The sequence below is a fragment of the Motilimonas sp. E26 genome (assembly GCF_021278025.1).
Classification (GTDB): Bacteria; Pseudomonadota; Gammaproteobacteria; order Enterobacterales; family CBDFNC01; genus Motilimonas.
Genome location: NZ_JAIBHJ010000001.1, coordinates 277087 through 291158, shown reverse-complemented (window position 1 = coordinate 291158; position 14072 = coordinate 277087). Strand labels below are relative to the sequence as shown.

The 14072-nt window shown below is 46.1% G+C and carries 13 protein-coding genes; 5 read left to right on the top strand and 8 right to left on the bottom strand.

All coding sequences use genetic code 11. From position 1 onward, the window contains the following. Positions 1-8: 8 nt before the first annotated feature. Both K1M91_RS01185 and K1M91_RS01180 read right to left on the bottom strand, forming a co-directional pair. On the bottom strand, positions 9-2321 hold the full coding sequence (locus K1M91_RS01185; RefSeq protein ID WP_232799724.1) for a YgiQ family radical SAM protein: 2313 nt from the start codon (positions 2319-2321) through the stop codon (positions 9-11). 102 nt (positions 2322-2423) lie between these two features. After that, positions 2424-3263 (bottom strand): DNA replication terminus site-binding protein, encoded by an 840-nt coding sequence (locus K1M91_RS01180; RefSeq protein ID WP_232799723.1) that lies wholly within the window; start codon positions 3261-3263, stop codon positions 2424-2426. Positions 3264-3796: 533 nt separating this feature from the next. Between K1M91_RS01180 and K1M91_RS01175 the strand changes: the two genes are divergently transcribed. The 5 genes from K1M91_RS01175 (at position 3797) to K1M91_RS01155 (ending at position 7863) form a co-directional block, all read left to right on the top strand. Next, positions 3797-4159 (top strand): hypothetical protein, encoded by a 363-nt coding sequence (locus K1M91_RS01175; protein WP_232799722.1) that lies wholly within the window; start codon positions 3797-3799, stop codon positions 4157-4159. A gap of 15 nt (positions 4160-4174) precedes the next feature. After that, on the top strand, positions 4175-4426 hold the full coding sequence (locus K1M91_RS01170) for a hypothetical protein (protein WP_232799721.1): 252 nt from the start codon (positions 4175-4177) through the stop codon (positions 4424-4426). A 62-nt stretch (positions 4427-4488) separates the two neighbouring features. After that, positions 4489-4650: a hypothetical protein gene (locus tag K1M91_RS01165; protein ID WP_232799720.1), complete on the top strand. Its 162-nt coding sequence runs from the start codon at positions 4489-4491 to the stop codon at positions 4648-4650. A gap of 169 nt (positions 4651-4819) precedes the next feature. Then, entirely contained in the window at positions 4820-6529 is a 1710-nt protein-coding gene (locus K1M91_RS01160) for a DUF1800 domain-containing protein (RefSeq protein WP_232799719.1), read from the top strand. Positions 6530-6534: 5 nt separating this feature from the next. Then, positions 6535-7863, top strand: a complete 1329-nt coding sequence (locus tag K1M91_RS01155) for a DUF1501 domain-containing protein (RefSeq protein WP_232799718.1) — start codon at positions 6535-6537, stop codon at positions 7861-7863. Positions 7864-7937: 74 nt separating this feature from the next. On the opposite strand, the gene gloA is transcribed toward K1M91_RS01155, so the two are convergent. From gloA to rsxC, 6 genes are all read right to left on the bottom strand, one after another. After that, positions 7938-8348 carry a lactoylglutathione lyase gene (gloA, locus tag K1M91_RS01150; protein ID WP_232799717.1) on the bottom strand — a complete coding sequence of 137 codons (411 nt, stop codon included), beginning with the start codon at positions 8346-8348 and terminating at the stop codon, positions 7938-7940. Positions 8349-8441: 93 nt separating this feature from the next. Next, positions 8442-9080, bottom strand: a complete 639-nt coding sequence (nth, locus tag K1M91_RS01145) for an endonuclease III (RefSeq protein ID WP_232799716.1) — start codon at positions 9078-9080, stop codon at positions 8442-8444. Between the two features lie 30 nt (positions 9081-9110). Continuing rightward, positions 9111-9779, bottom strand: coding sequence for an electron transport complex subunit E (locus tag K1M91_RS01140; RefSeq protein ID WP_336623453.1), 669 nt, complete (start codon positions 9777-9779; stop codon positions 9111-9113). A gap of 38 nt (positions 9780-9817) precedes the next feature. After that, positions 9818-10450, bottom strand: coding sequence for an electron transport complex subunit RsxG (gene rsxG, locus K1M91_RS01135; protein ID WP_232799715.1), 633 nt, complete (start codon positions 10448-10450; stop codon positions 9818-9820). Then, the gene (gene rsxD, locus K1M91_RS01130; RefSeq protein WP_232799714.1) at positions 10447-11502 is read right to left on the bottom strand and encodes an electron transport complex subunit RsxD; all 1056 of its coding nucleotides are present in this window, start codon (positions 11500-11502) and stop codon (positions 10447-10449) included. Before rsxD ends, rsxG begins: the two co-directional genes overlap by 4 nt. Beyond that, the gene (gene rsxC, locus K1M91_RS01125; protein ID WP_238481287.1) at positions 11499-14072 is read right to left on the bottom strand and encodes an electron transport complex subunit RsxC; all 2574 of its coding nucleotides are present in this window, start codon (positions 14070-14072) and stop codon (positions 11499-11501) included. Before rsxC ends, rsxD begins: the two co-directional genes overlap by 4 nt.

Here is a 14072-nt window from a genome sequence, read left to right as displayed (position 1 = left end):
AAGGGCTTTTAGCGCCCTTGGCGAGACGGTTTACTCGGCTTGCGTTTACTTGCTGCGCTGGGTTTATTGCCCGGATTAGCGCGGCTGCCTGCTGGCTTGCCATTGTTACTGGGCTTACCTGCCGATTTACCAGCGGCTTTTGGTTTATGCGTAGGGCTAATGGTTGCGCCTTTTGGTTTTTTAGCATTTCGACCATTGGTGGTGCCGTCTTTGCGAATATCTGGCTGGTTAGGGTGCTTAGTCGCAAAACGGTTGCTGCCGTGGCGACCCGATTGGCGACGCGTACCGCGCACGTTGATGTGCTCGGCTTCGGCGGATGGGATCAAACAATCAGGGCGTTCACCAATTAGGTTTGCTTTGCCCATCTCTTTTAGCGCTTCGCGAATAATTGGCCAATTAAGAGGGTCGTGATAGCGTAACAAGGCTTTGTGTAAGCGACGTTGGCGGTCGCCCTTGGCGACATATAACTCTTTACGTTTTTTGTATTTCACCCGTGACAGCGGACTGGTTTCCGAGTGATACATGGCGGTGGCATTACACATAGGTGATGGGTAGAAATTTTGTACCTGATCACATTCAAATTCATTTTGTTTAAGCCACAGCGCTAAATTCAGCATGTCTTCATCACTGCAACCCGGATGGGCGGCAATAAAGTAGGGGATTAAGTACTGTTTTTTACCCGCTTCACGGCTGTATTTTTCAAACATTTCTTTGAATTTGTCATACGCGCCCATGCCTGGCTTCATCATCTGATCCAGCGTGCCTTTTTCGGTATGCTCCGGAGCAATTTTTAAGTAGCCACCGACGTGGTGGGTCACCAGCTCTTTGACATATTCCGGTGATTCAATGGCCAGATCGTAACGTACCCCCGAGGCGATCATCACGTTTTTCACCCCTTTTACCTTGCGCGCTTCACGGTATAGTTCAATGGTGTGTTGGTGATCGGTATTGAGTTTTTCACAAATTTTTGGGAACACGCAAGACGGACGACGGCAGTTGATCTCGGCTTTGGGATCAGAGCAGCCTAGGCGATACATGTTCGCCGTGGGTCCACCTAAGTCGGAAATGGTGCCGGTAAAGCCTGGCACTTTATCGCGAATGTCTTCCATTTCTTTAATGATCGACTCTTGCGAGCGGTTTTGGATCACGCGGCCTTCATGCTCAGTGATGCTGCAAAATGAACAACCGCCAAAGCAGCCGCGCATGATGTTGACCGAGGTTTTGATCATCTCATAAGCAGGGATTTTTGCTTTGCCATAACTCGGATGTGGTACACGGGCGTAAGGAAAACCAAAAACACCGTCCATTTCCTCGGTGGTTAATGGAATGGGCGCTTGGTTTACCCAAAGCTCACGCTCGGCATGTTGTTGTACCAAGGCGCGACCCGACCAAGGGTTGGTTTCAAGGTGCATGACACGGCTGGCGTGGGCATAAAGGATCCTATCGTTGCGCAGCTTTTCAAAAGAAGGCAAGCGCACTACGGTGTTTTTGGCATCGTGGCGTGAGGTTTGAATACGAATAGGTTTGGCTGGCTCTTCTGCGGGATTTTGCCCTGTGCTGCACTCTGGCTCAACTTGATATGGATTGCTCATGACCATGGCTTTGCCTGGCTTGTCAATGCGCGATGAGTCCACCACTTTGAAATCTTCTGGGACTTCTTTTAACATCACGGCGGTGCCACGAATGCGGGTTAGATCATTAATCGATTCACCTTTGCCTAAGCGATGTGCCACTTCAACGAGGGCGCGCTCGGCGTTACCAAATAACAAAATATTGCCTTTGGCATCGGGCAGTACGCTGCGACGGATCTTATCCGACCAATAATCGTAATGAGCAATACGGCGCAGGCTGGCTTCAATGCCGCCCAGTACCAGTGGTATTTCTTTATAGGCTTCGCGGCAACGCTGTGAATAGATTAACACGGCGCGATCAGGGCGTTTACCGCCTTCGTTATTCGGGGTGTAGGCATCATCGCTACGCAGTTTTCGGTCTGCGGTGTAACGGTTGATCATCGAGTCCATGTTCCCGGCGGTGATCCCGAAAAATAAATTTGGCCGACCTAGCGCCATAAAAGCGTCTTTGCTGCTCCAGTCAGGCTGGGCAATAATGCCCACACGAAAGCCTTGTGATTCAAGCATACGGCCAATCACGGCCATGCCGAAGCTAGGATGATCAACATATGCATCGCCCGTGACGAGGATAACGTCACAACTGTCCCAGCCTAGCTGTTTCATTTCCCGTTTTGACATAGGTAAGAAAGGGGCTGGTTTCAGATCAGGTCGGAATTTAGGGTAGTCAAAAAGACCAATTTCAGCTTGCATAAGTACATCCACAACTTTGGGGGCGCAAAGTATACCCTATCCCCAAGCCACTTCAAACTGAAGGATCCCGTGTATATTAAGGATTTTTTCGATTAGGGGTTGTTAGGGTTTAATGATGACACTTTCATCCTTATAGCTCGGCTTTTTCTGCGCGTGATTATTAAAGTGATTAAGCGAGCCGATTTGTTTAAGCGCATCGGGCTTACCAGCGATTAAAATTGGAATGCCATTAGTGAGCTGCTGGGTTTTACTGGATAGGTGCTCTGGCTTATTTAAATAACGCAGATGGATCACAGGAGTAGGAGCAAGACGTCGGCGAAAGGCGACTTCTTTGCTTCTGTCACTGGCGATTTGATTGACTAGCACATTGACGTTAGCTTGTGCTACCTCATCCATGGTTTGCTGACGCTCTTGCTCGACCAAGTTAATGGCTTTATCTGTTTTTGAGCGCACATTACTGGTTTTTGTGGCCCAACTAAAACGAATGCTGGTCAGGGGGTCGGTACAATAATGAATTTTGCGCAATATCTGTAACGTGATCGCGCATGGCCGTAAATCATGTACCAGATTAAAACGTACATGACGGTTTTTCTGCTTGGCTAAAAAGGTTTTAATTTCGCCTTTGGTTTGATTGACCTGCTCGCACAACAGCGCAAGTTTAGCTGGCTCACAATCCAGCCAAATAAACCCTGCTGCTTTGCGCGTTATTTTAAGATTGCTATTAGGATCGCCACTGTAATTTTTAATCCTGCGCCAACCAAGTTGCCGAGCTGGCTCGCCGCTGCTGGCTTCTACAGGGATGACATCAGGAATGGTATGTTGTTCTTTGCCATACACAGGTAAAGCGAAGGTATGGGCTTGCACTATGGCGCTGGTCAATACCAGTTCTTCTAACTCATGCAGTTGATTATCTAACGTGTCTAACAAAGCCGCTAATTCCATATATTCCCTTCGTTTATTGGCTACGAGCCTGTTCAAAGTGTAAAGCGCCTATTTGATGGCTTAACCATAACAGCGCGTCTAAATCCGATAAAGTGGCGGCTCGAATTTCCATTATTGTAGATCCCTCTGTCATTCGTGTTAGGCGAAGTTGCCCACGTCACTAGGCGATTACCTTAGCAAATGAGCTTGCTAAGGTAATTTGGCAGGCGAAGAGTTCGCCATTAAATCAGTATGCTTAAGCCATTGAAATGACTTTAGCCACTAATTTGACGATCCCGGCATCGGCTCTAAAATGTTGCTCGCCAAGATATTGACCGACATGGCCTCGCCTGATGCGTATATGACACCTGCTCAGTCGGCTGAAAAATAGGTTCATTTGGTTAAACAAGACAAGCTGAACCCAGAGATTACATTTGCTTAGAAACGGGAAAGCTGCCTTGGTGATAGCCTAAACGGCTAAGTAGGATAGGTTATATGGGTTTTGCTTAAAGCGGTTAGAACCACTTTAGGCAAACTATTAACGGACACTTAATTTGAAACGAAAAGATCGAGGCTGCTATTGCTCACTCTGGCAGCAGTCTCCAGAAACCTTGATTGAACAAGGTGTTAAAAAGGGCTACTGTGGTGTTTGTAATATCTGCGATCAGCAAGGCCACTTGCGCCACGCTCCTGGGGCATTCCCATATACCGACGCGTGGTGTGATCAATGCTTTAAGGTTCAGTCGGTGATTAATCTATTACAGGCTTTAGCCATCCCTATGTTGGTTGGCTCCTTGTTTTTTCAGGCTTGGTTGTTCACAGGGCTTGCGGCGCAGTTATTTGGCCAAGGGTACTGGCTGAATAACGATGGCAAAGCCATCATTAGAAAGTTGTCCAGCAAGCTAGCGGGATTTTGATTTAAGGCTATATGTATGAAAATTGATCGAAAAATGCGTTGGGTTGCTCGAATTTTGTTTGTTGCTTTCTCCTTTGTGGTGATCCGCATGCTGTTTGAAGGTGGTTATGAATACACCAGTGCTGGGGTTGAACGATATGTCTCAATTAATTCTAGTCCTATCAAATATTGCTTTGCGTTAATCTGGCAAACGTTCATCGCGTGTGTTTCATTTTATTTTGGCTTTATGGTTAAGTTGGAAGAAGTCGAAGACAAAGGAAAACCGTAACGCTAAATTCGCTAAGGTATTTCATTGCCCACAAAATCGACGTTGGCTCATTTGGAGGTTGTTTGAGTTTAAGGAACATCGAAGTCGTGGCGTGTCAAACGTCATGGTCTGAAGACTTTAATCGTGACAAATCATTAATTGAATCGGGTAATCAGGCTCGTTTTATTTACTTATTTAACGATAAGGCTGGAGAGTCAATATGGCTCGTCCAGCCTAGCCGCTAGACATTCGATTTTCACAACATTCATCGCCCATGCTTATTTCGCCGTTTGAGAGATGCCGCACATGACTTGTTATTAAATAGTAAGTTTTATGTTACAGCTAACAGACCAGTTAGAAAATAATGCATAGAATCCTTTCCCTTACGATTAAGCTGGGTAAGCGGAGCTGCTAATGATTCAAGGTAAGGCGATGATTTTACTCGCCAGTATGTTAATGCTAGGCGCTTGTGGTGGTGGCTCAAGCAATGAAGGTAAATCACCAGGTTACGAAGGCGATCAATCGCGACCGCCTATCTCACAGCCAGATGGTAAAACTCCGCCGGATCAGGTAGTTGAAACGCCAATTATCTATCCGCAAATGAGCGTGGCACAGGCAAGTCGCTTGTTACATCAAGGCACGATGGGACCAACAGGTGCTGAAATTACCGCAGCGAGTAAGCTATCTGCTCACGCTTGGATTCATGACCAGTTTAGCCAGCCAATCACCTACCATTTGCCATTACTTAAGTTTAGCCCTGGTAAAGATCAAGCAGGTTATATCAACCGAATTGATACATGGTGGCGAGCAAGTCTCAGCGCGCCCGATCAGCTTCGACAACGCGTGGCATTTGCCCTAAGCCAAATTTTTGTCGTGTCAGATACCGGTAATAATTTACGCAGCAAGCCGGAGGGGATGCTTAATTATTATGATTTGCTGCTTACACATAGTTTTGGCAATTATCGTGATTTGCTTGAAGCTGTGACATTATCACCAGTGATGGGGACTTATTTAAGTCATTTAGGTAATGAGAAAGCGAATGTTGAGCTTAATATTCGTCCAGATGAAAACTATGCGCGGGAAGTGATGCAGCTATTTACTATTGGCCTAGAACAGCTGAACCTTGACGGTACGCCAAAAAGAGACAGTAAAGGCAACACAATTGCCACTTATGACCAATCTCAAATAGAAGGTTTTGCACGGATCTTCACTGGCTGGACTTTTGCTGATACTACAAGCTGGAAATATCCGCAAAAAGATTACCTAAAGCCGATGCAAGTTTGGCCTAAATATCATTCAGAATTCGAAAAAACCTTACTTAACGACGTAACTGTGGCTGCAAATGAAGGGCCAGAAAACGCATTAAAACTTGGACTCGATAATTTATTTCATCATGAAAATGTTGGCCCATTTATCGGTAAACAATTGATCCAACGCTTAACTAGCTCAAATCCCAGTCCAAATTATGTTGCTCGGGTAGCACGAGTATTCAACGATAACGGACAAGGTGTGCGCGGCGATTTGAAAGCGGTTGTTTACGCTATTTTAATGGATGAAGAAGCGCGTGATTTAAGTCAATCCCCAGAAGATTTCGGCAAGTTGAAAGAGCCGTTGTTACAAACGATGCAGTTATGGCGAGAGCTTAATGCGTATAGTGAATCAGGTTATTTTTTAACCTGGGATTTGGCTTCCTCTCATGGGCAAGTACCATTGGGATCGCCTTCGGTCTTTAACTTTTACCGTCCAGATTATCAGCCGTTAACCTTAGCTGGTTCAGATCTTGTGGCGCCGGAAGCGCAAATTGCTAACAGCGTCGCTAGTATAGGCTTGCTTAATCATCATTACTCAAGTCTGGTTTGGCGGATTGCTAGTACTAAGGATCAACCTACAGGCGATCAAATACTGGTTAATTTATTGCCACATGTGCAGATACTTGAGCAACAGGGAGCCACAGCGCTAGTTGAATACTACAACCAAGTGTTTCTGAGTGAACAAATGAGCGAAGGATTAAAACAAGAGCTGTTAAGGGTGTTTGATTGGGCATCTAAATATGATGTGGAATATCAAGTTGCTTATTGCTTGTTTTTAATAGTTGTATCACCTGAATATACATACCAAAGGTAACCAATATGGATCGCAGAACTTTTTTGTCTTTGTGTATTAAGGGCGGAGTATCAGCAGCTGTGCTGACATCAACGCAGCTTAGTGCAATGCAAAGCTTATTAAATCAGCAGCAGTATCATGATTACAAGGCCTTGGTTTGTGTATTCTTGTTGGGTGGCAATGATTCGATGAATATGTTGTTGCCAATGTCGGGAGAAGAGAAAGCCAACTATTTAGCCAGTCGGCAACAATTGGCGATTGTCGATCCTATTAGTTTATCGCCAGTATCTGCTTTACCGGATACAGGATTAAACCCTGCTTTAGCGCCGCTGCATGAACTATTTAATGCGGGTGATTTAGCATTTGTTGGCGGCGTGGGAACCTTATCAGCGCCGACCACGTTGGACGATTATATTAATAAGCGCAGTCATATCCCTAGCCATTTATTCTCTCATAATGATCAACAAGCGCGGTGGATGCACGGTAAAGAAAAACAGAGTATTAACACCGGTTGGGGCGCGCGGATGTTGGAGTTACTTGAAGACCAGCCTCATTTCGCCAGTAATATCTCTCTAGCAGGCACCAATCCATGGCAAATTGGTAGTAAGACGTCGGCATTTGCCATGTCTCGAACAGGCCAAGCCAATATAAGTGCATTCTCTGGCACGAATACACGAGCCGTGCAATTAGAGCAAAGTGTGATGCGTCAACTTGCCGGCAGTCAAAAAAGAATGGCTAAGGTATACGGTGACGGGTTAACTCAAGGTATCGCCAACAGCCAAGCAATGAATGCCAGTTTAGAGAATGTTGCGCCATTGCCTGATTTCGGAAGTGGCCGTTTGTCTCAGCAGTTACAAACAGTGGCTAGAGTTATTGCCAGTCAAAGTCAGCAAGGCGCGGGCCGGCAAATTTTCTATGTCACTATGGGCGGTTTTGATACTCATGATGAGCAGGTGACTAAGCATCCAGAGCTGTTAGCTGAGCTAGCGACCAGCTTTAGTGAGTTAAATAAAGCCATGGTAAGTTTAGGTGTCAGTGATCAGGTAACCAGTTTTACCATGTCTGATTTTGGCCGAACTTTGAGCTCGAACGGGGATGGTACTGACCACGGCTGGGCGGGTAACCAAATAGTGATGGGCGGAGCAGTAAAAGGCCGAGATATATATGGGGCACTCTTACCGCAACGCTTGGGCAGTGAGTTTGATGTAAAAGGTGGTCGTTTGATCCCACAAGTCAGTACCGATCAATACAGCGCCACTTTAGCTAAATGGTTTGGCTTGAGCGGTAGTGAACTAAATGAACTATTTCCCAGTTTAAGTCGTTTTGATCAGCAAACATTGAATTTTATGACTTAAGTGTGCATAACAAAAAGCCCAACTAATGGTTGGGCTTATGCTCAAGTAGCTAGTTTAGTTTTTTATAGAGGTAATTAGTCGTTACCTAAACCTTTACCTGCATCTTTTGCGTTGATTAGCTCGATAGCATAGCCGTCAGGGTCTTTAACGAAGGCTATTACTGTGGTGCCACCTTTTACAGGGCCTGGTTCACGTGTGATGTTACCTCCAGCAGCGCGAATGGCCTCGCAAGTAGCATAAATATCTTGAGTTTCAATGGCGATATGGCCGTAAGCATTGCCTAAGTCGTAGCTCTCTGTGCCCCAGTTATAAGTCAACTCAATCACCGTTTGTTCGGTTTCTGCGCCGTAACCTAAGAAGGCTAAGGTGTATTTGTATTCAGCATTTTCAGACTGACGTAATAACTTCATGCCTAGCACTTGAGTATAAAATTCAATGGATTTTTCTAAGTTACCGACACGAAGCATGGTGTGTAATAAACGCATTGCTGACTCCTAAAATAAAAAGTGATATATTTTTTATATTGCCCAATTCTACTGACTAAAGATGATGAAAAACAAGACTTAGTCGGTAATGGATCAAGTTTCGCTGGTTTTATCTTTAAACTCACACAAGTCTTCAATTAAGCACGCATTGCACTTGGGCTTACGGGCAACACAGGTGTAACGGCCGTGTAAAATGAGCCAGTGGTGTACGTCTACCTTGAACTCTGCTGGTACGACTTTCAGTAACTTTGCTTCTACTTGGTCAACGTTTTTACCCATGGCAAACTTAGTGCGGTTTGATACACGAAAAATATGTGTATCTACGGCAATGGTCGGCCAACCAAATGCGGTGTTAAGTACTACATTTGCCGTTTTTCGGCCCACGCCAGGTAAGGCTACAAGGGCATCAAGGTTTTCTGGAACTTCGCCGCCATGCAAGTCGAGTAACATGCGACAGGCCTTAATGACGTTTTCGGCTTTGCTGTTATATAAGCCTATGGTCTTGATGTAGCTTTTAAGACCGTCGACACCAAGATCAAAAATCGCCTGAGGCGTATTGGCGACAGGAAATAGCTTATCGGTGGCTTTGTTTACACTTACATCGGTAGCTTGTGCGGATAAGGTCACCGCCACTAATAGCTCAAATGGGCTAGAGAAGTTCAGCTCTGTTTCGGGATGAGGGTTGTTATCACGCAGTCGCGTTAATATTTCCAGTCGTTTGTCTTTATTCATTGTTTGCTCACCAGCATAGAAAAAACCGAATTAGGCTTTTTTATCCATTATATTTTTTACGGCAATTAAAAAGCCCATTACCACAAATGCGCCAGGGGGTAAAACGGCAAACAAAAAGGTGGATTCAGTGGTAAACACGTGTACTGTTATATCGCCAAACAAGTTGCCGAATAAAGCCTGCGCACCATGAAATAGGGTGCCATTACCTAATACTTCACGAATGGCACCTAAAGCCAGTAATACCAAGCTAAAGCCTAGGCCCATCATTAAGCCATCAAGGGCGGCGAGTGTTGGCGTGTTTTTCGATGCAAACGCTTCCGCGCGGCCAATAATGGCACAGTTAGTCACGATCAACGGAATGAAAATACCTAATGATAAATAAAGGTCATAGGTATAGGCATGCATGACTAATTCAATGCAGGTCACTAAAGATGCAATGATCATAACGAAAATAGGGATGCGAATTTCTTTTGGTACATGATGACGCACCAAAGAGACGATCCAGTTAGACAACACCAACACGGCAGTGGTCGCAATGGCTAAGCCTAAGGCATTGATAACAGTAGAAGAAACCGCAAGCAGGGGACATAGGCCCAAGAGTTGCACTAAGCCCGGGTTGTTTTTCCACAGACCTTGTAAAATAATTTCCTTACTTTCGCTTGAGATAAGCCCAGTTTTGGCTTCTTTAGAGCCATCCATTGGCTCAGCATCATTGCTAGTTACATCATCTAATTGGCTCATGACTTCACTCCACAGTTAGCGGATTGTTGATATAAGTTGTCTTTATTGAGCTGGTAAAAAAGTACTGTGTTTCTTACCGCTTGCACCACGGCTCTCGGGGTGATTGTTGCACCTGTGAACGCATCAAACTGCCCCCCGTCTTTTTTTACGGCCCAGCGTTTGTCCGCTTCAGATTCAACAGTTAAGCCACTGAAATGAGTGATCCAATTTGATTTTCCTAGATCAATTTTATCGCCTAGTCCAGGTGTTTCTTTATGCTCGAGCACGCGCACCCCAGCTACGCTACCGTCATACCAAATGCCCACCAACAAGCGGATGTTACCGTTGTAGCCATTAGGTGCGATGGCTTCGATTGCGAGGCCAACGGGTTGTTGATCTTTAAGGGCAAGCCAAGTTTGCTGTGGCTCAGTGGTGCCTAAATGTGGGTCTTGGCTGTAAAAACAACTGGCGAATAAATCGTTATTATATTCTTCAGCGGGGATCAGCTCACTGATGTTACTGATTAACTGACGCTCTATTTGTTGGTCAATCATTGGCTTAGTTAGCGCTGAAGTAACGGCAACTAACGCTGTTGAAACTACAGCGAAGACTCCTAAGGTTAAGCCATTTTTAGAAATAGACTTCATCATGCTTTTTTACTCCCATAAACAACAGGTTGGGTGTAATAGTCAATTAAGGGGACGCACATATTGGCTAAAATAACGGCGAAGGCAACGGCGTCAGGATAGCCGCCCCAAGTGCGTATCACATATGTTAGTAACGCGATGAGTAGGCCAAAAATAATGCGGCCTCGCACCGTTGTCGATGCGGTGACTGGATCGGTCAAAATAAAGAAGGCAGCGAACATAGTTGCCCCGGAAAACAGATGTAGCAAGGGGGAGGCGCTGGCATCGGGATCGCCTAAGTAGCCAATTAATGCAAACAAGAACAGCCCAGCGATAAAGCTCACAGGAATTTGCCAGCCGATGGCTTTTTGTTTGAGTAATACTAATCCACCAATCAGAAAAGCAAAGCTAACCCATTCTGTGCCATAGCCAGCGAAGGTGCCAAAAATCGGTTTCGCCATACTTTCTGAGGTGGTTAAACCGTGGCCTAAATCTGTTTTTAAAGTGTCTAGCGGAGTGGCCATGGTGGTACCATCTACGGCTATTTTGATTTGATGCAAACTGTAGCCATCAATAGAAAAGCCTGTCGTAATCATTGACCAAGCATCAGCTAAGGTCACGTTATTTTGCATTAAGGCTTCTGGTGGTGCCCAGCTGGTCATATGGACTGGAAATGAGATGAGCAGTAAAACATAAGCGACCATCGCGGGATTAAATAGGTTTTGTCCTAGGCCGCCGTACAAATGTTTTGCCACTAAAATGGCAAAGACGATGCCAATGGCGGTCATCCACCAAGGCGTATAGGGCGGTAAGCTGATCCCTAGTAACACTCCTGTTAATAAGGCACTGTTATCGCGTAGGGTTGGCAGCACAGGGCGCTGTCGTATGGCAACGATCACCGCTTCGGTTATAACGGCGAACAAACCTGCAATCGCGATTTGGATTAGGTTACCCCAACCAAATACATACCATTGTACAAAAATGCCCGGCAGCAAACATAAGATCACTAAACGCATTAGATCTGGCGTTTTGAACATTTTGCGGCCAAAGGGCGATGAAGCTAATGCAAATTTCATGATTCAGTACTGTCCTTTTGTTGAGCCTTTTTCGCTTTGGCGCGAGCAATGGCTGCAGCAACGGCTGGGTTTTTACTTGGCGCTGATTTTTCTTGCGGCGCAGGCGCTTTGTTATCTTCTTGCTCAGCAGTTGCTGACTGAGGCTGCGGCTCTTCTTTTTCAGCTTGCTGCGCAGCCTTTTTAGCTTTAGCGCGAGCAATGGCAGCGGCAACGGCTGGGTTTTTACTTGGCGCTGGTTTTTCTTGCGGCGCAGGCGCTTTGTTATCTTCTTGCTCAGCAGTTGCTGACTGAGGCTGCGGCTCTTCTTTTTCAGCTTGCTGCGCCTCTTTTTTCGCTTTAGCGCGAGCAATGGCTGCAGCAACGGCTGGGTTTTTACTTGGCGCTGGTTTTTCTTGCGGCGCTGGCGTTTCGTTATCGTCTTGCTCAGCTGTTGCTGACTGAGGCTGCGGCTCTCCTGTTTCAGCTTGCTGCGCAGCCTTTTTAGCTTTGGCGCGAGCAATGGCTGCAGCAACGGCAGGGTTTTTACTTGGCGCAGTTTTTTCTTGCGGCGCTGGCGTTTCGTTATCGTCTTGCAGAGCCTCTTTTTTAGCTTTGGCGCGAGCAATGGCTGCAGCAACGGCTGGGTTTTTACTTGGCGCTGGTTTTTCTTGCGGCGCAGACGTTTCGTTATCGTCTTGCTGTGCCTCTTTTTTAGCTTTCGCGCGAGCAATAGCAGCGGCAACGGCTGGATTTTTACTTGGCGCAGAGTTCTCTTCAGATGCTTGTGCCTCATTTTCAGCTTGCTGCGTTTCTTTTTTCGCCTTAGCGCGCGCGATGGCGGCGGCTACAGCTGGATTCGTGGCTTTTGGTTTTGCTTCTGTTTGCTGCTCTTGAGCTGTTGTTGCGCTATCGTCAGCTTGTTCTTGTGCGGCTTTTGCCGCTTTTGCTAAACGAGCTTGCTCTTTACGGGCGGCGCGCGCTGCTGCTACATCAGTATCTGCGTTAGTGTTGGGCGGTTGACGTTTGGCTTTAGCGCGAGCAAGGGCTTGTGCCACAGCATCTTGCGCTTTATCTTTAGCTGGCGCGGTTGCCGTTTCAGACTCTGACTTCGCCGCCGCATTTAATTGCGCTTTACGTTTCGCAGCGGCTTCTTTGTGTTTCGCTTCGCGTGCCGCTTTTTCACGATCGAGTCGCTCTTGCCTTGCTTCATGACGGATCCGAGCTATTTCAGCTTTTTTCTTCTCCGTTTCTTGTTTGCGAATATCGGCTTTAGCAATGCGATAGTATTGAACTAAGGGAATTTCACTGGGACATACGTACGCACAACTGCCACATTCAATACAGTCAAACAGGTTGTAGTCATTGAGTTTTTCGTGGTCGTTATCCTTGGCATACCAGTAAAGCTGTTGTGGTAATAGTGAAACAGGACAAGCATCGGCGCATTCACCGCAGCGAATGCAAGCCATTTCTTGGCCCGGAGGTGGTAACTCTTTTACAGTTGGCGCTAATAAACAGTTAGTGGTCTTAATCACTGGAGCCATTGCATCTGGCAGGGTAAATCCCATCATTGGACCGCCAATGATCAAACGTGTTTGGCCATTAGGCTGTGGTTCAAGCTCAAATTGTTGCAGTAAAGACTGGATCGGGGTGCCCAATAGCACCTGAGCATTACCTTTTTCTTTGAAAGCTTCACCCGTGATGGTAACGATACGAGAGATCAGTGGCTCATCGTCTATTACAGCACGTTTGATTGCAAATGCGGTGCCGACGTTGTGCATTAAAATACCCATATCGATAGGGTATCCACTGCTGGGTACTTGTTTGCCAGTGAGCAGTTCGATGAGTTGCTTCTCGCCACCACTGGGGTATTTTGTCGGTACACTGGTCACGCGGCGGGTGTCGGTATCAAATGCTGATAATGCGGCAATTGCTTCGGGTTTATTACTTTCAATTGCAATAACTGTTTGTTTACATTGCGTAACAAACTCTAAGATTTCAATGCCTTTGATAAGTTCATCGGCATACTCGCGCATTAGCATATCATCAGAGGTAATATAAGGTTCACACTCGATACCATTGATGATTAATAGCTCAATATCGGCTTTAACAGACAATTTTATGTGCGCTGGGAAACCGGCACCGCCTTTACCAGCAATGCCAGAAAGGTGGATTTTGTCGATGATGGCATGGCGGTCTAATACTGTGAAGTCAGGTGTAGGGATACGCTCTCGCCACGCATCTTTACCATCTGTTGCTATCACGATACTTAGTTCAGCTAAGCCCGAAGCATGACAGCTAGGGCGAGGCTCAATGGCTTTTACTGTGCCTGAACTACTTGCATGTACGGGGAGCGCTCTAAAGTTATTATGGTTGGTTAAGGCTTGGCCTTTAAGAACCTTATCGCCAACATTCACCAATAAGTCCGCCACTTCACCAATGTGTTGATTAAGGGGGATAATAAGCTCATTGGGTATTTGGGCGGGTGCAATGGGCTGTTGATTTGAAAGAGATTTACGCTCTGCAGGAAAAACACCGCCAGCATATTGCCAGAGTTTGCCTCTTTTAATTTGGGCCAATATAGACTGAATCAA